At 72.4% G+C, this 19,686-nt stretch carries 23 protein-coding genes; 7 read left to right on the top strand and 16 right to left on the bottom strand.

Translation table 11 applies throughout. The features are described 5' to 3' along the window. Positions 1-189 precede the first annotated feature (189 nt). The gene (locus HF526_RS01400; RefSeq protein ID WP_169379362.1) at positions 190-483 is read left to right on the top strand and encodes a hypothetical protein; all 294 of its coding nucleotides are present in this window, start codon (positions 190-192) and stop codon (positions 481-483) included. On the opposite strand, the gene HF526_RS01405 is transcribed toward HF526_RS01400, so the two are convergent. From HF526_RS01405 to HF526_RS01420, 4 genes are all read right to left on the bottom strand, one after another. Beyond that, the gene (locus HF526_RS01405) at positions 477-860 is read right to left on the bottom strand and encodes a DUF1636 family protein (RefSeq protein WP_169379363.1); all 384 of its coding nucleotides are present in this window, start codon (positions 858-860) and stop codon (positions 477-479) included. The genes HF526_RS01400 and HF526_RS01405 overlap by 7 nt on opposite strands. Positions 861-938: 78 nt before the next feature. Next, positions 939-2,192, bottom strand: coding sequence for a metal-dependent hydrolase family protein (locus HF526_RS01410; protein WP_169379364.1), 1,254 nt, complete (start codon positions 2,190-2,192; stop codon positions 939-941). Positions 2,193-2,225: 33 nt separating this feature from the next. Next, positions 2,226-2,987, bottom strand: a complete 762-nt coding sequence (locus HF526_RS01415; RefSeq protein ID WP_169379365.1) for an alpha/beta fold hydrolase — start codon at positions 2,985-2,987, stop codon at positions 2,226-2,228. Then, positions 2,984-3,919, bottom strand: a complete 936-nt coding sequence (locus HF526_RS01420) for a fumarylacetoacetate hydrolase family protein (RefSeq protein WP_169379366.1) — start codon at positions 3,917-3,919, stop codon at positions 2,984-2,986. The genes HF526_RS01415 and HF526_RS01420 overlap by 4 nt, the downstream gene beginning before the upstream one ends. Positions 3,920-4,073: 154 nt before the next feature. Here HF526_RS01420 and HF526_RS01425 point away from each other — a divergent pair, with 154 nt between their 5' ends. The 4 genes from HF526_RS01425 (at position 4,074) to HF526_RS01440 (ending at position 8,429) form a co-directional block, all read left to right on the top strand. After that, positions 4,074-4,733, top strand: a complete 660-nt coding sequence (locus HF526_RS01425) for a FadR/GntR family transcriptional regulator (protein ID WP_211176617.1) — start codon at positions 4,074-4,076, stop codon at positions 4,731-4,733. 133 nt (positions 4,734-4,866) lie between these two features. Beyond that, complete coding sequence (locus tag HF526_RS01430) at positions 4,867-5,841, top strand: LLM class flavin-dependent oxidoreductase (RefSeq protein WP_169379367.1); 975 nt, start codon at positions 4,867-4,869, stop codon at positions 5,839-5,841. Between the two features lie 537 nt (positions 5,842-6,378). Continuing rightward, positions 6,379-7,629 (top strand): LLM class flavin-dependent oxidoreductase, encoded by a 1,251-nt coding sequence (locus tag HF526_RS01435; protein WP_169379368.1) that lies wholly within the window; start codon positions 6,379-6,381, stop codon positions 7,627-7,629. Positions 7,630-7,640: 11 nt separating this feature from the next. Further along, complete coding sequence (locus HF526_RS01440; RefSeq protein WP_169379369.1) at positions 7,641-8,429, top strand: alpha/beta fold hydrolase; 789 nt, start codon at positions 7,641-7,643, stop codon at positions 8,427-8,429. Between the two features lie 252 nt (positions 8,430-8,681). Here HF526_RS01440 and HF526_RS01445 read toward each other — a convergent pair whose 3' ends face one another. The 3 genes from HF526_RS01445 to HF526_RS01455 form a co-directional block, all read right to left on the bottom strand. Continuing rightward, positions 8,682-9,119, bottom strand: a complete 438-nt coding sequence (locus HF526_RS01445) for a heme-binding protein (RefSeq protein ID WP_169379370.1) — start codon at positions 9,117-9,119, stop codon at positions 8,682-8,684. Positions 9,120-9,177: 58 nt separating this feature from the next. Beyond that, on the bottom strand, positions 9,178-9,594 hold the full coding sequence (locus HF526_RS01450) for a nitroreductase family deazaflavin-dependent oxidoreductase (RefSeq protein WP_169379371.1): 417 nt from the start codon (positions 9,592-9,594) through the stop codon (positions 9,178-9,180). A gap of 122 nt (positions 9,595-9,716) precedes the next feature. Continuing rightward, entirely contained in the window at positions 9,717-10,445 is a 729-nt protein-coding gene (locus HF526_RS01455) for a M50 family metallopeptidase (protein WP_338051213.1), read from the bottom strand. A gap of 96 nt (positions 10,446-10,541) precedes the next feature. Here HF526_RS01455 and HF526_RS01460 point away from each other — a divergent pair, with 96 nt between their 5' ends. Continuing rightward, positions 10,542-11,462 carry a helix-turn-helix domain-containing protein gene (locus HF526_RS01460; protein WP_239028159.1) on the top strand — a complete coding sequence of 307 codons (921 nt, stop codon included), beginning with the start codon at positions 10,542-10,544 and terminating at the stop codon, positions 11,460-11,462. Here the strand turns inward: HF526_RS01460 and HF526_RS01465 are convergent, their stop codons facing one another. The 7 genes from HF526_RS01465 to HF526_RS01495 form a co-directional block, all read right to left on the bottom strand. After that, positions 11,463-13,442 (bottom strand): S9 family peptidase, encoded by a 1,980-nt coding sequence (locus HF526_RS01465; RefSeq protein WP_169379372.1) that lies wholly within the window; start codon positions 13,440-13,442, stop codon positions 11,463-11,465. Between the two features lie 9 nt (positions 13,443-13,451). Further along, complete coding sequence (locus HF526_RS01470) at positions 13,452-13,784, bottom strand: hypothetical protein (protein ID WP_338051214.1); 333 nt, start codon at positions 13,782-13,784, stop codon at positions 13,452-13,454. Continuing rightward, positions 13,781-14,251 (bottom strand): hypothetical protein, encoded by a 471-nt coding sequence (locus HF526_RS01475; RefSeq protein ID WP_169379373.1) that lies wholly within the window; start codon positions 14,249-14,251, stop codon positions 13,781-13,783. Before HF526_RS01475 ends, HF526_RS01470 begins: the two co-directional genes overlap by 4 nt. A gap of 96 nt (positions 14,252-14,347) precedes the next feature. After that, the gene (locus HF526_RS01480) at positions 14,348-14,545 is read right to left on the bottom strand and encodes a hypothetical protein (protein WP_169379374.1); all 198 of its coding nucleotides are present in this window, start codon (positions 14,543-14,545) and stop codon (positions 14,348-14,350) included. A gap of 4 nt (positions 14,546-14,549) precedes the next feature. Next, entirely contained in the window at positions 14,550-15,149 is a 600-nt protein-coding gene (locus HF526_RS01485; protein ID WP_169379375.1) for a hypothetical protein, read from the bottom strand. Continuing rightward, positions 15,146-15,694 carry a hypothetical protein gene (locus HF526_RS01490; RefSeq protein WP_169379376.1) on the bottom strand — a complete coding sequence of 183 codons (549 nt, stop codon included), beginning with the start codon at positions 15,692-15,694 and terminating at the stop codon, positions 15,146-15,148. The genes HF526_RS01485 and HF526_RS01490 overlap by 4 nt, the downstream gene beginning before the upstream one ends. Before the next feature lie 3 nt (positions 15,695-15,697). After that, a complete protein-coding gene (locus tag HF526_RS01495; protein WP_169379377.1) occupies positions 15,698-16,456 on the bottom strand; it encodes a hypothetical protein in 759 nt (252 codons plus the stop codon). Between the two features lie 210 nt (positions 16,457-16,666). Here HF526_RS01495 and HF526_RS01500 point away from each other — a divergent pair, with 210 nt between their 5' ends. Then, positions 16,667-16,939: a hypothetical protein gene (locus HF526_RS01500; RefSeq protein WP_169379378.1), complete on the top strand. Its 273-nt coding sequence runs from the start codon at positions 16,667-16,669 to the stop codon at positions 16,937-16,939. Between the two features lie 44 nt (positions 16,940-16,983). Here HF526_RS01500 and HF526_RS01505 read toward each other — a convergent pair whose 3' ends face one another. Together HF526_RS01505 and HF526_RS01510 are read right to left on the bottom strand one after the other, a co-directional pair. Continuing rightward, positions 16,984-17,739, bottom strand: a complete 756-nt coding sequence (locus HF526_RS01505) for a succinate dehydrogenase/fumarate reductase iron-sulfur subunit (RefSeq protein WP_169379379.1) — start codon at positions 17,737-17,739, stop codon at positions 16,984-16,986. Continuing rightward, a complete protein-coding gene (locus tag HF526_RS01510) occupies positions 17,736-19,679 on the bottom strand; it encodes a fumarate reductase/succinate dehydrogenase flavoprotein subunit (protein ID WP_169379380.1) in 1,944 nt (647 codons plus the stop codon). Before HF526_RS01510 ends, HF526_RS01505 begins: the two co-directional genes overlap by 4 nt. Positions 19,680-19,686 lie beyond the last annotated feature (7 nt).

A 19,686-nucleotide genomic window follows, 5' to 3' on the forward strand; every position in this document is an offset into this window, starting at 1 on the left:
AGCCGGGGCCATGCCTCGGCCCGGAGGCCCGGAGGCCCGGAATCCACCCGATACGGCGGTTCCGGGCCTTCTCGGTGCGCCGGACGCCGCCTCGTGTGACTATTTGTCTGGGCAACCGGTCACGCCGGACCCGACCACACGCTCGAAGGACAGACCCTGCCCCCGACATCTGACCGGACCGAGACCGCGATGACCTCGCAATGGACCCCGCGCCCGTCGTCGCGGCTGCGCGCCCGGCATCGCGCTGTGCGCATCCCGGCGCAGCGCCGCCCGCCGCACTGGCCGCCCCCGCCGTCCCCGGCATCGCGGTCGGCCCGGCACAAGCGGCCGCGCCGCCACCGCCTGCTGTGGTTCGCGCTGGCCGCGTTCATCGTCGTCCTGGTGGCGGCGTTCGTGGCGCTGGGCAGCGTCCGCACCCAGACCGGGACTCGCGACGCCGCGGTGACCCCGCCCGCGGGGATCGTCCCGGCGTCGACTCACTGACCGGCGACAGCGCCCGCTGCGTGCGGGGTCCGGATCGCCGGGCGTTTCAGCGTCACCGAGCTGACCCGATCGGACAGCGCCGTCGGGACCTCCCAGTCCGGTGGCACCCCGGACAGGCAGGCGTCGTGCGCCGCGGCCGCGGCGAGCACGGCCTCGGCGTCGTCGGCGCTGATGCCGGTGAAGCGGACCCGCGCCTTCCCCGGCCCGTCCACCGCGACAACCCCGTCGTCGGGGCAGCCACCGAGGCAGGCGACCTTGCGGACGTGCAGGTGGCGAGCCTGCGGGTGCTCGGCGATGGCGGCGCTGAGCCGGCGGCCGAACTCCCCGGTCTCGCGCGGGTCGTAGCGCGGGCAGGTACGGCAGATCAGCAGGGCCATCGAGCTCCTCGGTCGTCGACGCCGCGCCGCCCGGTTCTCCGAACAGGTCCGCGAACCGGGCGGCGGTGACGGTCTCGATCAGGCGGCGGCCGCGACCGGCTCGGCGGCGTGCTCCTTGTGGAACCGGCCGTCCTTCATGATGTAGTGCAGCCGGTCCTGGTCCTGCAGGATCGTGATGTCGGCCAGCGGGTCGCCGTCGACCAGGATCAGGTCGGCGAGGTACCCGGGCTGGACCTTCCCCAGCTCGTCGGGGCGAAGCATGATCTCCCCGCCGAGCGCGGTGGCCGACAGGATCGCCTCCATCGGCGTGAACCCGAGCCGCTCCACGAAGTGCTCGAGGTCGCGGGCGTAGGTGCCGTGCGGGGTCCAGGCGAAGCCGTAGTCCCCGCCGGGGAGCAGCTTGATCCCGCGGCGGTGCATCTCGCGCAGACCCTCGGTGGCGATCTCCAGTTCCCTCTTGTACCCGACCGCCTCGGCGGCCTCCTGCGGGAAGCCGAAGCTCTCCGCCTCGTACAGGGTCGCGACGAGCCAGTTGATGCCCGGCGCGACGAACACCCAGTCCTTGGCGGCCTCGAGCATGTCCATGCCCTCGGCGTCGGTGAAGCTGGCGTGATAGATGATGTCGACCCCGTGCCGGACGCACATCTTCACGCTCTCGGCACTGCGGGCGTGCGCGCAGACCCGGACACCGCGGCGGTGCGCCTCGGTGACCGCGGCCGCGACCTCCTCGTCGGAGAAGTAGGTGTCCTCCGCGCGCAGCGTGCCGGTGATCTCCTCGCCGGTCATCGACAGCTTGATCTGGTCCACGCCGAGGCCGATCAGCTCGCGGACCGCCTTACGCATGCCCTCGGGACCGTCGGCGAACGTCGTGATCGACGGGATCAGCGCGCCGCCGGTCACGGCGATCTCCGGGCCGTTGGCCAGGTACCGCGGGCCGGGGATGCGCCCGGCGTTGATCGCGTCCCGGCAGACGACGTCGAGCCGCGGCTTGGCCGAGGCCGCCCCGACACACATGGTGTACCCGGAGTCGATGTAGGTCCGGGCCGACTCGATGGCGAAGAGCAGGTGCTCCTCGACGGGCATGGTGCCCAGGCCGTCGAGGTCGGCGCTGTTGTTCCAGGTGAAGTGGGTGTGCGCGTCGCAGAGCCCGGACATCAGGGTGCGGCCGCGGCCCTGCACCACCCGCGCGCCCGCGCTGCGCGCCGGGTCCACGGTGCCGACCGTGGCGATGCGGTCGTTCTCGATCAGGACGTCACCGGGGTACGGGACGGCGCCCGTGGAGTCCAGGATGCTGACGCCGGTGAACAGGACCTTCTCGGTCGGGACGGGCATGGGTTGATCTCCTCGTCGGTGAGGGTGAGCGATCTAGAGGAAGCTGCGCAACAGGTCGGTGACGGGTCCGGCGGCCTCGAGGGCGGTCCAGTGCCCGACGCCGGGGAGGATCTCGACGCGGGCGTTGCCGTGGGCGTCGGCGAGCTCCTGGCTGGCCTCGGGCGGGCCGACCTTGTCGTCGTCGCCGGTGATGAGCAGCAGCGGCAGCGCCTGGTCGATCGGGCCCGGGTCGCCCGCACCGGCGAGCGCCTCGCAGCTGCGCGCGTAGCCCTCGGCGTCCTGGCGCATGACGAGTTCGCGGACGAACGCGGCGACCTCGGGCCGCTCGCGCCGGGTGGTCTCCGACAACGCGTTGGCGACGACGCCGGGTGCGACGGCGGCGGTGCCCTTCTCCCGCAGCACGGCGGCGCGATCGCGCTGGGCCTGCCGCCCGGCCTCGGCGGGCTCGCGGACCGCGCCGAGCAACACCAGCGAGGACACCAGGTCGGGGCGCTTCGCGGCCAGCGCGCGGACCACGAGGGTGCCCATCGAGTGTCCGACGACCCGTGCGCCGGTGAGGCCGAGCCCGTCGAGCAGCGCGGCGAGGTCCTCGGCGTAGCTGTCGATGCTGGGGTGGCCGACCGCCGGGGACCGCCCGGAGCCCTCCAGGTCCGGGCGGATCACCTGGAAGCTCCCCGCCAGCGCGTCGGCCTGCACCTGGTAGAAGTTCGAGGTCCCGCCCAGGCCGTGCACGAGCAGGACCGCGGGGCCCTCCCCGTCGATCGCAACCGCCAGCTCCTTGCCGTTGACGTTCACGTGTCTCCTTCTTCGGTGGGTGTTCGGCCGACGCGGTTGGTGAGGGTGCCCAGGCCGGTGACGGCGATCTCGACGACGTCGCCGCCGGTCAGGAAGCGCGGCGGGTCGAAGCCGATGCCGACGCCGGCCGGGGTGCCGGTGGCGATGACGTCGCCGGGCAGCAGCGTGATGCCCGCGGAGATGGTCGCGATGAGCGTGGGGATGTCGAAGATCAGATCGGCGACGGACGCCTTCTGCCTGCGCTCCCCGTTGACCCACGATTCGACCTGGAGCCGGGTGACATCGCCGACCTCGTCGGCGGTGACCGCCCACGGCCCCATCGGGCAGTACGTGTCCAGCGACTTGCCGAGCAGCCACTGCTTGTGGTCGCGCTGCAGGTCGCGGGCGGTGACGTCGTTGACGATCGTGTAGCCCCACACGTGCTCGTAGGCCCGCTCCGCCGGGATCGTGCGCCCCCCGGTTCCGATGATCACCGCGAGCTCGGCCTCGTAGTCCAGTTCGTGGGCCACGCCGGGGTGCGGGTCGATCTCGGTGCCCGGACCGGTCACCGACGTGGTCGCCTTCGAGAAGACGATCGGCTTGTCGGGCAGCGCCTCCGAGCGGCTCGGGGTGTCGTAGCCGCTGCGGCCGAACTCGGCGACGTGCTCGCGGTAGTTCTTGCCGACGCAGAAGATGTTGCGCCGCGGCACGGGGATGGGCGCGAGCAGCGTGACCGCGTCGAGGGCGTGCTCGGGGTCGAGGGCGTGCTCGGGATCGTCGGCGGTCCCGGTGGCCGCGGCCAGTGACGGCCCCAGCTCGGCCCAGCCGTCGATCAGGTCGAGCAGTCCCGCGCCGGCCGGCAGCCGTCCACTCAGGTCGCGGACCACTCCGCGGTCGGCGTCGACGACACCGACGCGCGGTCCGGATCCGGCGGAGAAGGTCACCAGCTTCATCTGTAGAACCAATCTGAACCAATTGATACCAATGGTGATAGCGGTGAACCGTACGCCCCCTTCAGTGGACTGTCGATAGGCATCCACGTGCGAAAACAGCGGTCCGAATGATTGGTCTCGATTGGTTCAGATCGACGCGCTAGAGTGTGCGATCGTGACGACCGTGGAGCAGACGCTGCGGGCGCTGCTCGCCGCAGGCGCCCAGGACGGCACGCTCGGCCCCGGATCCCAGCTGCCCACCGAGCGCGACCTCGTCGAGCGGCTGGCCGCCCCGCGCAGCGCGGTGCGCCGCGCGCTGGCCGCCCTCGAACGCGACGGGCTCGTGGTCCGCCACGTCGGCCGCGGCACCTTCGTCACCGAACCGCCGGACCGGCCCGGCATGGCCCCGGCCGACACGAGTCCGGCGGAGATCATGCAGGTGCGTCTGCTGATCGAGCCACAGGTGGCGTCCCTGGCCGCGCGCGTCGCCACCCAGGCCGACCTCGACCGCATCGCGCACTGCCTCGCCCGCGGCGGGCAGAGCGACGACCACGAGGGTTTCGAGGCGTGGGACGGGGCGCTGCACCGGGCGATCGCACAGGCCGCGCACAACGGACTGCTGCTGACCATGTTCGACGTGATGAACGACGCCCGCGCGCTGCCGGTGTGGGGCAGCCTGAAGAGCCGGACGTCCACACCGGAGCGACGACGCTGTTACCACGCCGAGCACACCGCGATCGTCGACGCGCTGCGCGACCGCGACCCCGACGGCGCCCGCGACCGGATGCGCGAGCACCTCGCAGGAGTGTCGGACAACCTGCTCGGCCGGCACTGACCAGGGCCCGGATCGGCCCCGCGGGCTGCCCTGACCCCGGTGTCCGGCGATCGGACAGTCATCCACGTCACCCCCAACTAGCGTCGGCGGCGAGTCCTCACCCCATCGGACACCGAGCCGGAGGCCGTCAGCAATGAAGATGTCGTGCGCGTTCGCCACCTCGCTGGAGAGCCACGAGCACGCCCGTATCGCCGAATCGCTGGGATACGAGCGCGCCTTCTTCTACGACTCGCCCGCCCTCTACCCTGACGTCTGGGTCCAGCTCTGCCGCGCGGCGGAGATCACCGAGCGGATCAAGCTCGGCCCGGGCGTGCTGATCCCGAGCCTGCGCCACCCCATGATCACCGCCTCGGCGATCGGCACCCTCGCCTCGATCGCCGGCCAGGACCGCGTGATGGTCGGCGTCGGCTCGGGGTTCACCGGACGGCTCTCCATGGGCAAGCGACCACTGCCCTGGGCCAAGGTCCGCGAGTACACGCTGGTGCTGCAGGCCCTGCTGCGCGGCGAGGAGGTCGAGTGGGAGGGCGGCATCATGAAGATGATGGCACCGGACGAGCGGTTCGGGCCCGCCCGCCCCATCGAGGTCGACTGGGTCATCGCCGCGAACGGCCCGAAGGGCTACGGGGTGACCCGCGAGCTCGGCGCCGAGGTGCTCACCGTGCTCGTACCGAACCCGGACTTCGCCTCGAGCGTCATCCTCGACTTCGGCACCGTGCTCGACGACGGCGAGGACCCCGGTTCCCAGCGGGTGATCGACGCCGCCGGGCACGGGTTGAGCATCGTGCTGCACTGGGCCGTCGAGCACGGCGTCATCGACGAACTGCTGCCCGAGCGCGGCCGGGAGTGGGCCGCCGCGTACGACGACGTCCCACCCGAGAAGCGGCATCTCGCGCTGCACGACCGGCACCTGGTGGCGGTCAACGAGCGCGACGAGCCGTTCGTCACCGGCGAGCTGATGGTGAAGGGCGGCCTGGCCCTGACCGCGTCGGAATGGCGGGACAAGATCGCGAAGCTGGAGGCAGGCGGCTCCACCGAGATCGCCTATCAGCCGGCGGGGCCGGACATCCCGCGCGAGCTGGAGGCGTTCGCCGCGGCGATGCAGGCCTGATCGGCGGGGAAGGGAGGGGTGAACGGCGTTCACCCCTCCCTCGGTCCCCCTCGTCCGCCGGCACCCGCCCGGGGGCGGTCGGCATGGCGCCGAATTCCGCAGCGTAGGTTCCCGGTGCGTTTCCCCCTACAGCCGTTCGGCCCCACATCGTGCAGCCGATCGAGCCACTCCGGCGCCACGCTCTGGATCTTGCATTCACGATCGAACGGCACGACCATTCGTCGAAGCAGATGCCTTAACGTGTGCATTGACAACGGACCACCCGGGGGAGTTTCATCGGACGGTACGTGTTCGGCGTCACAGGCCGGTGGCCACGCGTGCTCGTCCCGTCGCGCCGAAGGCAGGAATCTCCCGGCTCGGCGAAAGGGGTGGACGCGACCGTGGGCGGTCTCCCGTCACCGATTCCGGCACCTCGTTAAGTCCGTTCCTCCTGAGCGTCACCCGGCGAACCGCCGACGACGCCCGTTCCCGCGCGCCCTTCTCGGCGCCCGGGCTGCTCGTGCGGCCGCAACGGCGCGGCCCGACGAAGGGATGTCGATGAAGTCGATCTTCTTCCACCTGATGCCCTACCGGGATCTCCCGGACGACTTCGAATCGAGGTACGAGAGCATCTGGGTCACCCCACCGAACAGCGAGCTGTGCGATCCGCGCAAGGTTGCCCAGTACTACCAGTGGAACCTCGACGAGCTCGAGCTCGCCGACCGGCTCGGCTTCGACGGTGTAGGGGTCAACGAGCACCACCAGAACGGCTACGGCTTCATGGCCTCGCCGAACCTGATGGCAGCCGCGCTCGCCCGGCGCACCCCGAACAACAGCGCGATCATGGTGCTGGGCAACACGCTGGCCCTCTACTCCCCGGCGACGCGGGTCGCCGAGGAGTTCGCGATGCTCGACGTGCTGAGCAACGGACGGCTCGCGGCCGGGTTCCCGGTGGGCACCTCGATGGACGTCAACTTCTGCTACGGGGTCCCGCCCACGCAGACCCGCCCGCGCTTCCGGGAAGCCGAGGAGCTCGTCATCCAGGCCTGGACGAGACCGGGCCCGTTCACCTTCAACGGCCGGTACAACCAGCTGCGCTATGTGAACCCGTGGCCGCAGCCGCTGCAGAAGCCGCACCCGCCGGTGTGGCTCGCCGGCGGCGGATCCGTGGAGACCTGGGAGCTCGCCGGGAACAAGGACTACACCTACAGCTACCTCAGCTTCTTCGGCGCGAAGTTCGGCAAGAAGCTGATGGACGGATTCTGGGCCAAGATGGACGAGATGGGCGTGGACCGCAATCCGTTCCGCGCCGGATTCGCCCAGCAGATCTGCGTCTCCGAGACCGACGAACGGGCCGAGAAGGAGTACCTGGAACACGTCACATACTTCTTCAAGAAGTGCCTGCACATTCCGCCCTACTTCTTCGAGGCACCCGGATACCGGACACGCAAGAGCACCGAGTTCGCGATCAAGACCAACCAGCCCGGTGACATCGCCGCCGCCGCGGCGCTGGAGAAGAACTGGAAGACCCTCAACGAGGAGGGCTTCATCATCGGCGGCAGCCCGGCCACCGTCGCCGACCGGCTCATCGAGGCCGCGAAGACGCTGCGGGTCGGCAACCTGCACGCGCTGCTGCAGATCGGCTCGATGCCGCACGAGCTGACCAAGAAGAACATCACGCTGTTCGCGGAGGAGGTCATGCCGCGGATCCGGCACGTGTGGGATTCCGAGGGGTGGACCCACAACTGGTGGCCGTCCGGCGCGGCCAACCGCGCGGTGACCGAGGCGCCCGCCGGCGCGCAGGCCTGAGGGAGACGACGATGACCACGACCGCACCCTCCGCGGACGTCACCGAGCGCCTCGTCCAGGTCGGGCAGATCCAGGCCCGGGTCCTCGTCGCGGGCGCCGGCGACCCGGTGCTGTTCATCCACGGCGCCGGCGGCCTCTGGTGGGACCCGTTCCTCGACGCGCTGGCCGAGGGCCACACCGTGTACGCCGTCGAGCACCCCGGCGGCGGCGAGTCCGACGCGCTGACCCACCTGCCCGGGATCTGGGAGCTCGTGCTGTTCTACGACGGGCTGCTCGACGCCCTGGGCCTCGACACCGTGCAGGTGGTGGGGCACTCCTTCGGCGGCATGGTCGCCGCCGAGTTCGCCTCGAACAGCCCGAAGCGGGTCTCGAAGCTGGTGCTCATCGCGCCGATCGGATTCTGGCGCGACGACGCGCCGATCCCGGACATCGCGGGCATCCCGCCGGAGGCCCTGCCCGGCCTCGTGCTGGCCGACCCGCAGAGTCCGCTCGCGGCGATGCTGACCCCACCCGCGGACGACCCGCAGGCACTGTTCGAAGCGGCCATGCGGATGGCCAGCATCCTGCACTTCATCTGGCCGATCCCGGACAAGGGCCTGGACCGGCGGATCCACCGGCTCAGCGCGCCGACGCTGCTGATCTGGGGCGCCCAGGACAAGCTGGTGGACCCCGTCTACGCCGAGGAGTTCACCTCGCGGCTGCGTGACTCCCGGCTGGAGCTCATCGACAACGCCGGGCACCTGCCCCAGCTGGAGGCCCCCGACGTCGTGCGCCGGCACGTGCTCGGCTTCCTGAGCTGAGCGCCGCCGGCGCCACCACCCGCGCCCCCGGGCAGACCAGCCGGTCGCCCGGGGGCCCGGCACGCCGGGGCGGGACCCGGCCCAGCATCAGCACCACCGCCGCCCCGCCCAGCCGGACCAGCACCGCGCCGGTGGCTGCCCAGCCGGCGTCGATCAGCGCCTCGGCGAACGGACCGGACAGGCCGGACGAGAGCGCGGAGAGGACGGCGAGCCCCGGCGCCGTCGCCGCCCCCGGCCCCGGCCCGGTGTGGGTCAGTCCTCGGCGCCGGTGATCGGCGTCAGCCCGGCCGCCCGGATGCCGGCGACCGCGGCCGCCTCGTCGTTGAGCGAGGCGTCCCCGGTGACGCCGACCGCCCCGAGCAGCCGCCCGTCGGCATCACGGACGAACACCCCGCCGGGCACGGAGAGGATGCGGCCACCGGCCAGGGTCGCGACCGAGGTGAAGAACTCCGGGGAGTCGGCGGCGCGGGCCGCGATGGCGCGGTTCGTCATGCCCAGGCCCAGCACACCCCAGGCCTTCGCCACGGCGATGTCCGGGCGCAGGTTGCCCGACCCGTCCTGGCGGGCCAGCGCGACGAGGGCCCCTCCGGGGTCGAGCACGGCGACGGTCAACGGGTTGAAGCCCTGCTCGGTGCCGTGGGCCAGCGCGGCTCGGACGATGGTCTCGGCCTGCTCCAGGGTGATGCTCACTGGTTCGTGTCCTCCGATCGGCGGTGATCTCTCCGCGCCGATCCTGCCGTGCCCGGGCTCAGGCCGCCCGGGTGAGGACGAGCACAGGGATCCTCCGGGAGGTGTTCGCCTGGTAGTCACCGAACCCCGGCATCTGCTCGACGATGCGCTTCCACAGCACCTCGCGCTCCTCGCCGGTGGCCTCCTGCACGTCGACGGGGAAGGTCTGCGTGCCCACCTCGACGTCGATGCGCGGGTGCGCCTTGAGGTTGTGGTACCAGTCGGGGTTCGTGGGCGCCCCGGCCTTCGATGCGACGATCACGAAGCGGTCGCCGTCGGGGAAGTAGACCAGCGGGTTCACCCGCACCGTCCCCGACTTCGCACCGATGTGGTGGATCAGGATCATCGGCGCGCCGGCGAACTGGCCGCCGACCTTGCCGCCGTTCGCCCGGAACTCTTCGATGATCTGCTGGTTCCAGTCTCTCGGGCTCGTCATCACGCTCTCCTCGCCGATCGGAACGGTGCCGCCACTCCTGCGGTGACGGACGCCACTGTGCCTGCCAACACGATCGACACCGCGCGCATTCCGGCCGGGCCGTGCCGGTCATCCGATCGGGATCAGCGCAGCAGTACCCAGCCGCCCGCGAGCACCGCCGCCACTGCGACCAGCCAGAACAGGGCCGCCCACAGGCCGCCGGGCACCCCGGTGAGCCGCGCCAGTGCGTCGGCGTCGGAGTCGGAGTGCAGCCCCCGGCGGCGGCCGCGCTGCAACTCCCGGACCGCGCGCAGCCCACCGAACAGCAGGAACCAGCACAGCGTCGCGGCGAACACCGCGCGCACGTCCGGCGGGGCCCAGTACGCGATCGAGGCGACCGCGGCGCCGGTGACCAGCACCGCCAGCGCCCCGAACAGGTTCCGGATGTGGATCAGGGTGGCGACCAGCAGCCCGGTGGCGATCCACAGCATCACCTGGGTCTGGTCGGCGGCCACCAGGATCGCCCCGGCAAGCCCCAGCAGCGGCGGTGCCGGGTAGCCGCCGAGGAAGGTGAGGACCAGGCCTGGGCCGCGGCCGGCGCCGGTGGAGTGCGTGACACCGGAGGTGTCGGCGTGCAGCCGGATGCCGGTGAGCCCGCGGCCGGTGAGCACGGCGAAGAGGGCGTGGCCCCCCTCGTGGGCGATGGTGACGACCGTTCGGGTCAGCCGCCAGGACGCCGACCACAGCACGACGATCAGCGCCAGCACCGCTGCGGCGAGCACTGCGGGCCGACCGGCGGCCGTCTCCAGTGCGGTCCGCAGGGTGTCCGCGAACGGTGGTACGGATCCCGGACCTGCGGCGAGCACCTGCACGGCCGCCAGTGTGTCAGCGGAACCTGAACGGTTGCTGTCAGCCCGCACCGCGGCCGGTCTTGACCTTCCCCCCGCTGGAGAGTCGAAGGTGGTCCCATGACCACCGAGACCGCCGCGCAGCCGATGCTCACCATCGGGCAGCTCGCCCGCCGCTCGGGTGTGCCGGTCCGGACCATCCGGTTCTGGTCGGACTCCGGCGTGTTGCCCCCCACCGACCGCTCCGCCGGGAACTACCGCCGCTACGACGCCACCGCCGCCGCCCGGCTCGATCTCGTGCGCACACTGCGCGAGCTCGGCCTCGGACTGGACGACGTACGCCGGGTGCTGCTGCGCGAGCGCAGCGTCGAAGAGATCGCCGCCGCGCACGTGAGCGCCCTCGACAGCCAGATCCGCACCCTGCGGGTGCAGCGCACCGTCTGCACGCTGCTCGCCCGCGGGGCCCGCACCGAACGGGAGACCACCCTGATGAACGACCTCGCCCGGTTCTCCGCCGCGCAGCGCCAGCAGATGATCGACGAGTTCGTCGACGCGACCTTCGCGGGGACCGACCCGGACGCCCCGGGCGCCGGCATCGCGAACGCGATGCGGACGCTGCCGGCCGAACTGCCCGACGAGCCCACCGCCGACCAGCTCGAGGCGTGGATCGAGCTGGCCGAGCTGGCCGGCGACCCGTCGTTCCGCACCCGGGTCCGGGAGATGGCGGTGGCCGGCTCGGACGCCACCGGCACACCGCAGCGCGACGTCGACACGGGCCTGGTCGTGCAGCACGCCGGCGGCGCGGTGGCCGCGGGCATCGACCCGGCCTCGGCCGAGGCGCGCGCGGTGCTGGACCGGATCGTGCCGCCCGCGACCGGCGCGGCGGCCCGGGCCGAGCTGGCCGACCGGATCGCGACGTTCACCGACCCGCGCGTCGAGCGGTACTGGCAGCTGATCGGCACGCTCAACGGCTGGGACCCGTTCCCGCCGACCGTGCCCGCCTTCCAGTGGCTGGTGGACGCGCTACGGGCCTCCCGCTAGCTAGCGGAGGTTCTCGACCTCGACCGGCGCGATGTCCTCCTCGGGCGGCAGCGCGAACCCGAACACCTGGGCGTAGAAGCTCAGCTCGGAGTCCAGCGCGCGGCGGATGTTCTCCGCGCGCCGGAACCCGTGCTGCTCGCCGTCGAAGAGCAGGTAGGCCACCGGCACCTTCCGGGCCCGCAGCGCGTCGACGATCATCTCCGACTGGTTGGGCGGGACGACCGCGTCCTCGCTGCCCTGCAGCACGATCAGCGGCCGGTCGAACCGGTCCACGTGGTGGATCGGGGACCGCTCGAGGTAGACCTCGCGCTGCGCCGGGTAGTCCCCGACCAGCCCGTCGAGGTAGCGGCTCTCGAACTTGTGGGTGTCGGCCGCGAGCGCCTCGAGGTCGGCGACCCCGAAGTGGTCGGCGCCCGCGGCGAACGGGGTGTCCTCGCGGGCCAGCGCGGCCAGCGTCGTGTAGCCGCCCGCGGAGCCACCGCGGATGGCGAGCCGGTGCGGATCCACCCGGCCCTGCTCGCCCAGCCAGCGGGCGGCGGCGATGCAGTCGGCCACGTCGACCACGCCCCAGGCGCCCTTGAGCAGGTCGCGGTAGGCCCTGCCGTACCCGGTGGACCCGCCGTAGTTGACGTCGACGACGGCGAACCCCCGGCTGGTCCAGTACTGGGTGCCGACCGAGAGCACCGGCGTCGCCGAACCGGTCGGGCCGCCGTGGATCACGACGAGCAGCGGCGGCAGCTCACCGTCCGGGCCGCGGTGGCCGCTGCCGGTCGGCGGGTAGAACAACGCATGCCCGATGCGCGGGGCACCCGTGCCGTCCACCGACGGGAACGAGATCGGCTCGGGCACCGACAGCGCCGCGGGGTCGAGGCCGAGGTCGCGAGGCGGGCGCAGCGTCTCGACCTGCGGCGCCGGGGTTGCGAGCCCGATGCGGTACACGGCGGGCTCGGCGGTCGGGGCGCCCGCGACCACGACGACCCCGTCCGGTCCGGCGGCGCGGACTCCTGCGATCGCGGAGAAGGGCAGATCCAGGTCGGCCACGGTGCCGTCCGGGCGGCGCACGGCGAGGCCGTCGTAGCCGTCGCGCCAGCGGGCGAACACGACGGTGCCGGCTCTGCCGTCGCCGAGCACCGCGTAGCGCGACGATCCGAGCTGCCAGGCCGGCACGCCGATCTCGGCATCCAGTTCGATCACCGGCTCGACCGCGCCGCCCGGGGTCCAGCGGTACAGGTTCCACCAGCCGGTCCGGTCCGACAGGAACAGCAGCGTGCCGTCGGCCTGCCAGCGCGGCTCGGCCACCGACTCCCCCGGCCCGCCGGCGACGACGGTGTCGGTGCCGCTCGCGAGGTCGCGCACGGTGAGCACGGTGTCGTCCCAGGGCATGGACGGGTGGTCCCACGATACCCAGGCCAGCGCGGCGCCGTCCGGGCTCAGCCGGGGCGCGACGACGAAGTCCGGGCCGCTGACCAGCACCTCGGGCTGCGACGGGCGATCGGCGGCCAGCCGGACGATCTCGTTGCGGACGTCGACCGCGCCGCTGCCGCCGACGGGATGGTGCTCGCGCACGGCGACGATCGCGGTGCCGTCCGGGCTCAGGTCGCCGTCGGCGTACCGGTCGCCGCGGGGCAGGGCGGGCGCCGGTGTGAGCGGGACGGGCGCGGCGCCGCGCTCGAGCCGGTACAGGCGCTGATCGGTCCAGTTGGTGAACCAGACGACGCCGTCACGGACCCACCAGGCGGCACCGCCGTACTCGTGCACCCCGGTACGCGCGTCCATCCCGTCGGGCAGTAGGTCGGTGACCCTGCCGTCCGCGGCCCGGCGGACGATCTGGGTGCGGCCGCCCTCGACCGGTCGGCCCTCCGACCAGTACACGTCCGTCCCGTCGACCCGTGCCTCGGACAGTCGCACCGCGGCGGCCACCACGAGCTCGGAGGTGATCGGGGTGGGCCAGGATCCGAACGGCAGTTCCGAGATCGTCATCCGGTCACGCTAGCGCGTGCGCGCCGTCCGGAACGCCTGGCGCAGCAGCCCGAACGCCTCCCACGCCCAGCGCGGCCGCAGCACCGGCAGCAGCCCGGCCGCCCCGGTCAGGCCCGGCCACCAGCGCACCGACCCGTCGCGGTGGACGGTGCCGATCGCGGGCGCCCGGCAGCCGGTGGCCCAGGGCCTCGACCGCAGCGACGGGTACGTCTCGGCCAGCTGCGGATCCCGGCAGGACCGCACCTTCACCGGCACCCGCACGTAGTCGGGCAGCTCCCAGGCGATCTGCGAGCACTTCGGGCAGCCCACGTCGTAGACCACGACGACCTCGACGACCTTCACCGCAGCAGCATCGCAACCGTCAGCGTGCCCACGCAGGTCAGGGCCAGCAGCGGGCGCGCCACCGGCTCGGAGCGGACCCACAGCGCGGTCCAGCCGCCGTCGTCGCTCCAGGCGTTGCTCAGCAGCGGCATCGCGAACCGGCCCGCGGCGAACCCGGTGGCCACCGCGAACGCCGCCGGGAACGGCACGACCAGCACGATCGCGAGCAGCGCCAGGTGCGGCAGCGCGGACGGCGAATAGGTGCGCATCCCGGTGCCCATCTCGAAGCCGAACTGCAGCGCGCCCCACTCGCCCAGGTGCTGCACCCGCTCGGGCACCAGCCGGGCGTTCTCCGGCACCCGCAACCGCCACAGGCGCAGTTCCCGGCCGAGCACTGCCAGCGCCGCCGCGCCGAACACCGCCGACCGCACGGAGCCGGGCAGCAGCGCCTGCGGCAGCGCGCCCAGCACCGCGGCGGCGAACGCCACCGCGGTCGCGCCCAGGAACAGGCCACCGCCGAAGTAGGAGACAACGGGCTTGCCGCGCCAGACCGGCGCGCTCAGCAGGAACGCCGAGTTGTGGCTTCACGTGGAGCCGGAGTTCGCGAACCCCGCCGCCGCGCCGGCCACCGTGACCAGCAACAACCCGGCCGCGGCGGTGGCCAGGTCACGCTGCGCCCCGAACGCCGCCATCGCCGCGAACGCCCCGGCCACGAGCAGCGCCAGCACCGTGGTCAGCGGATGCAGCGGCCAGCGTGCGCGGGGCCGCGCCGAGGGGGTCACGTGGTCAGCCGTCGAGCCCGCCCAGCAGCTTCTTGCGCCGCGGCCGGGCCGGGTCCGGGGGCGCCGCTGCGGAGTCCTCGGGCAGCGCGCAGGCCGCGATGGTCAGGCCGGTGTACTCGGTGCCGTCGGAGAACGTCGCGGTGGTCACCGCGTCGGAGCAGCGGTAGCCGTGCCAGCGCCAGGCGTTGCGGCCGTGGCAGTTCGTGGTCAGCCGGGTCGAGGTGTAGGACTCCTCCCGCGCGGAGTACGAGCCCTCCCGGTGGTAGCCGCCCGAGCACGGGTAGCTGCCGCGCCGCCAGCCGCCATAGCAGACCGCGGGGCCGCCGGCCCACCAGTTGTTGACCTCCTCGTCGTAGCTGTCCGGCATGCACGAGCCGTACTCGGACCTGTCGTCGCCGCCGTCGCGGTGCGGGGCCGCGGCCGCGCCGCGCCGGGTGAGCCACCAGTCCACCGGCACCAGCGCACTCGCGGCCGCGGCGATCACCAGCCCGCGCACCACGGTGCGCCGGCTCGGCCGGTAGGACCGGATGCGCGCGACCATCTCGCTGCGCCGCGCGTGCCCGGGCGGGGCCACGGTGGTGGGGATGTCGTCCAAGCGCGTCATGCCCCGGTCACCTCTGTCCTTCGGTCAGGGCCGGTCAGGTCCAGCAGCAGCGCGCGCACGTCGGTGTCGGGGTAGACGAAGCTGCGGTGCACGATCGTCCCGGCCGCGTCCACGGCGAGCAGCGTCGGCGAGTAGCCCTCGAACAGGTCCGCCCGGGCGGTGATGTCGGCGAGCAGTTCGATCCGGGTGCCGGGCGCGGCCGGGAGACCCGGGAGGTCCGAGACCCGGTCCACGAGCCCCACGAAGCGGACCGGGGTACCCGCCGGGTCACCCGCCCGATCGGCGGCGACGGCGTCGACGGTGTCCCAGACGCTGCGACACAGCGCGCAGCCGCCGTCCAGCACGGCCACGATCGCGAGCCGCTCCCCGGCGCGGGGGTGCACCGACGCCGGCGCCGGGCGCCCGACCAGCGCCGCATAGCCCGACAGGCCGGCACCGCGCCCGGCCTCCAGCGCCCGCACCCGCGCATGGACAGCCACCAGCGCCACCAGCGCGAACAGCGCGAACAGCAGCGCGATCAGGGCGACCGCCAGGGACAGCGACACGGCTCAGCCGGCCCAGCGCGCGCCGAGCACGCCCAGCGCGTCGAGGATCTGCTGCTCGTCCAGGGCGGTCGGCGGCCGGCCCGACTCCGGGCCGAGCAGCACCAGGTCCAGCACGGCGCTGTCGCCGGCCAGCAGGTAGCGCCACCGGTGCGGGGTGCCCGCGACCAGATCGGACTGGGCGGGGTCGAGCACCCGCTCGCCGCGCCACAGTTCGCCGCCGGGCAGCCGCAGCCCCGCCCAGTCCGGCAGCGTCGGCAACGCCTCGGCCGAGCGCCGGACCATCAGCACCGAAGCGGCGTTGCGGCCGATCAGCGTGACGTCGGGCTGCACGACGAGCAGGTCCGAGGCGGGCCGCAGCGTCGCGCCGGACGGCGAGTCGACGAAGCGCAGCGTGTTCACCAGCCGGCCCAGCCCGTCGGCATCCGGGGCGGGGCCGCCGAACCAGGTGGTCGCCTCGTGGTACGGCCCGGCCAGCACGAGCGCCGCGTCCGAGCGGTCCGGGGCCTCGAACAGCACGGCGTCGTAGCCGCGGAAGGTCCGGCGGCTCTCCCGCGCGCGAGGGAGGATGTGCGTGGGGATCGCCCGGTGCTCGCCCGCCGGGGCGAGGAAGAACTGCCGGGCGAGGCGCGGACCGGCGAACCGGGTGTTGCCGTACCACCGGTAGTCGCCCAGCACGGCCGGCAGCGTCAGATCGACCGGGACCCCGGACAGCGCGATCCGGGACACCTCCACCTTCTCCCCGGATCCGACCGGAGCCGTCATTCGTCCTGCCTCTCGTCACCGCACAAGCCGGACGACGGCGGCGCCGGGTCCGCACCGGTCAACGAGTGACGAACCAGGACGTCACGTGCGCAACCGGGTGCTACGCCGGACGGCGCAGCCGCACCGGGCACAGCCCGGATACGGGCCGAGGACGGCGGCACGACGTAGCGTGGCGATGCAGCCACCGCAGGCTCGAGGAAAGAGGGCGCGATGGACGACGAGCACCGGACGGAACCGGCGAAGGCCGTGCCGGCGACCGCCCCGACGCCGGACCCGGTCCCCGACTACGACGAGTCCGGCGTGCCCACTCTGGACCATGTGCGGGACAAGATCGAGGGCCGGTACGCCCGCTCGCTGGGCGCGACGGAACTGGCCGAGGGCACCGTGGCGGCACAGTCGGCCGAGGAGCAGCAGGCCGCCCGGGAGAAGGCGGGCCGGGACCGGCTCGAGGAGATCCGCCGGTCGATGCGCGCAGACGACTGAGCGGCGGGCGGTGCCGGAGAGCACCACCCGCCGCCAGGCCCGTCTCAGGCGCCGGAGCGCTTGAAGATCTTGTTGCCGAGCCACACCAGCGGGTCGTACTTGCGGTCGACCACGCGCTCCTTCATCGGGATCAGCGCGTTGTCGGTGATCTTGATGTGCTCGGGGCAGACCTCGGTGCAGCACTTGGTGATGTTGCAGAAGCCCAGGCCGTGCTCCTCCTGGGCCGCGAGCTGGCGGTCCGCGCTGTCCAGCGGGTGCATGTCCAGCTCCGCGATCCGCATCAGATAACGCGGGCCCGCGAAGTTCTCCTTGTTCTCCTCGTGGTCACGCACCACGTGGCAGGTGTTCTGGCACAGATAGCACTCGATGCACTTGCGGAACTCCTGGCTCCGCTCCACGTCGACCTGCTGCATCCGGTACTCGCCGGGCGCGAGGTCCTTCGGCGGCGCGAAGCTCGGGATCTCCCGCGCCTTCGTGTAGTTGAACGACACGTCGGTGACCAGGTCCCGGATCACCGGGAAGGTCCGCAGCGGCGTGACCGTGATGACCTCGTCCTCGGTGAACGTGGACATCCGGGTCATGCACATCAACCGCGGCCGGCCGTTGATCTCGGCGCTGCACGAGCCGCACTTGCCGGCCTTGCAGTTCCACCGCACGGCCAGGTCGTTCGCCTCGGTCTGCTGGAGCCGGTGGATGATGTCGAGGACGACCTCGCCCTCGTTCACCTCCACCGGGTAGTCGACCAGCTCGCCCTTCTCCGAGTCGCCGCGCCAGACACGGAAGTGCTGCCAGTGACTCATGCCTTCTCCCCCTGGTCGGCCGCGGTGCCGGCTGCTCTGTCGGCGGCGCTGTCGGCGCGGTGCCCGCCCAACTCCTCGCCGGTGTAGTACTTCTTGAGCTCGTCGAGCTCGAACAGGTCGAGCAGGTCCGGGCGCATCGGGACCTGCTCCTCGCGGGCGATGTTCACGTTGTCCTCGCCGAGCGCGGAGCACACCAGCAGCACGTGCCGCCAGTCGGAGTCCATCACCGGGAAGTCGTCGCGGGTGTGCCCGCCGCGGCTCTCCTGGCGCTCCAGCGCCCCCTTCGCCACGCAGAGCGAGACCAGCAGCATGTTGCGCAGGTCGAGCGCGAGGTGCCAGCCCGGGTTGAACTCCCGGTGTCCCTCCACGGAGACGGTCCGGGTGCGGGTGGCGATGTCCTCGAGCTTCTTGAGCGCCATCTCCATCTCGTCGGCCCGGCGGATGATGCCGACCAGCTCGTGCATCGTCTTCTGCAGTTCGAGCTGGACCACGAACGGGTTCTCGCCGCCGTCGGTGGCGTTGCTGAACGGCAGCAGCGCCCGCTCGACCGCCTTCTCGACGTCCGCCTCGTCGACGGCCGGTCGGGCACCGGCGGCGTCGACGTACTCGGCGGCGCCGAGCCCGGCGCGGCGGCCGAACACCAACAGGTCGGACAGCGAGTTTCCGCCGAGCCGGTTCGACCCGTGCATGCCGCCCGCGACCTCGCCGGCCGCGAACAGCCCGGGCACCGTCGACATCGTGGTGTCCGGGTCGACCTCCACACCGCCCATCACGTAATGGCAGGTGGGGCCGACCTCCATCGGCTCCTTGGTGATGTCGACGTCGGCCAGCTCCTTGAACTGGTGGTGCATCGACGGCAGCCGCTTGATGATCTCCTCCGGCTTGAGCCGGGTGGAGACGTCGAGGTACACCCCGCCGTGCGGGGAGCCACGACCGGCCTTGACCTCGGAGTTGATCGCCCGGGCGACCTCGTCACGGGGCAGCAGCTCCGGCGGGCGGCGGTTGTTGTCCGGGTCGGTGTACCAGCGGTCGCCCTCCTCCTCGGTGGTGGCGTACTGCTCCTTGAACACGTCCGGGATGTAGTCGAACATGAACCGCTTGCCCTCGGAGTTCCGGAGCACGCCGCCGTCACCGCGGACCGACTCGGTGACCAGGATGCCCTTCACCGACGGCGGCCACACCATGCCCGTCGGGTGGAACTGCAGGAACTCCATGTTGATCAGCGTGGCGCCCGCGCGCAGGGCGAGTGCGTGCCCGTCGCCGGTGTACTCCCAGGAGTTCGACGTGACCTGGTAGCTCTTGCCCACCCCGCCGGTCGCCAGCACGATCGCCGGCGCGGAGAACAGCACGAACGCGCCGGTGTTGCGGTAGTAGCCGAACGCGCCCGACATCTTCCCGTCGGTCTTGAGCAGCTCGGTGATCGTGGTCTCGTGGAAGACCCGGATGTGCGACTCGTAGTCGCCGGTGGCCGTGAAGTCCTCCTGCTGCAGCGACACGATCTTCTGCTGCAGCGTGCGGATCAGCTCCAGGCCGGTGCGGTCGCCGACGTGCGCCAGCCGCGGGTAGGTGTGCCCGCCGAAGTTGCGCTGGCTGATCTTGCCGTCCTTGGTGCGGTCGAACAGCGCGCCGTAGGTCTCCAGTTCCCAGACCCGGTCCGGGGCCTCCTTGGCGTGCAGCTCGGCCATCCGCCAGTTGTTGAGGAACTTCCCGCCGCGCATGGTGTCGCGGTAGTGCACCATCCAGTTGTCGTTGGGGTTGGCGTTGCCCATCGACGCCGCGCAGCCGCCCTCGGCCATCACCGTGTGCGCCTTGCCGAACAGCGACTTGGAGATGATCGCGGTGCGCTTGCCCTGCATGCGGGCCTCGATGGCCGCTCGCAGGCCGGCGCCGCCCGCGCCGATGACCACGACGTCGTAGTCGTGCCTCTCCACCTCAGTCATTGGTCAC

It is taken from the genome of Pseudonocardia acidicola (genome assembly GCF_012911935.1).
GTDB classification, from domain to species: domain Bacteria; phylum Actinomycetota; class Actinomycetes; order Mycobacteriales; family Pseudonocardiaceae; genus Pseudonocardia; species Pseudonocardia acidicola.

Bases quoted from the DNA above. Each gene is read 5' to 3' on its own strand.
- HF526_RS01400 (WP_169379362.1), top strand. From the start codon at position 190: ATGACCTCGCAATGGACCCCGCGCCCGTCGTCGCGGCTGCGCGCCCGG.
- HF526_RS01405 (WP_169379363.1), bottom strand. From the start codon at position 860: ATGGCCCTGCTGATCTGCCGTACCTGCCCGCGCTACGACCCGCGCGAG.
- HF526_RS01410 (WP_169379364.1), bottom strand. From the start codon at position 2,192: ATGCCCGTCCCGACCGAGAAGGTCCTGTTCACCGGCGTCAGCATCCTG.
- HF526_RS01420 (WP_169379366.1), bottom strand. From the start codon at position 3,919: ATGAAGCTGGTGACCTTCTCCGCCGGATCCGGACCGCGCGTCGGTGTC.
- HF526_RS01430 (WP_169379367.1), top strand. From the start codon at position 4,867: ATGAAGATGTCGTGCGCGTTCGCCACCTCGCTGGAGAGCCACGAGCAC.
- HF526_RS01435 (WP_169379368.1), top strand. From the start codon at position 6,379: ATGAAGTCGATCTTCTTCCACCTGATGCCCTACCGGGATCTCCCGGAC.
- HF526_RS01440 (WP_169379369.1), top strand. From the start codon at position 7,641: ATGACCACGACCGCACCCTCCGCGGACGTCACCGAGCGCCTCGTCCAG.
- HF526_RS01450 (WP_169379371.1), bottom strand. From the start codon at position 9,594: ATGACGAGCCCGAGAGACTGGAACCAGCAGATCATCGAAGAGTTCCGG.
- HF526_RS01460 (WP_239028159.1), top strand. From the start codon at position 10,542: ATGACCACCGAGACCGCCGCGCAGCCGATGCTCACCATCGGGCAGCTC.
- HF526_RS01465 (WP_169379372.1), bottom strand. From the start codon at position 13,442: ATGACGATCTCGGAACTGCCGTTCGGATCCTGGCCCACCCCGATCACC.
- HF526_RS01485 (WP_169379375.1), bottom strand. From the start codon at position 15,149: ATGACGCGCTTGGACGACATCCCCACCACCGTGGCCCCGCCCGGGCAC.
- HF526_RS01495 (WP_169379377.1), bottom strand. From the start codon at position 16,456: ATGACGGCTCCGGTCGGATCCGGGGAGAAGGTGGAGGTGTCCCGGATC.
- HF526_RS01500 (WP_169379378.1), top strand. From the start codon at position 16,667: ATGGACGACGAGCACCGGACGGAACCGGCGAAGGCCGTGCCGGCGACC.
- HF526_RS01505 (WP_169379379.1), bottom strand. From the start codon at position 17,739: ATGAGTCACTGGCAGCACTTCCGTGTCTGGCGCGGCGACTCGGAGAAG.
- HF526_RS01510 (WP_169379380.1), bottom strand. From the start codon at position 19,679: ATGACTGAGGTGGAGAGGCACGACTACGACGTCGTGGTCATCGGCGCG.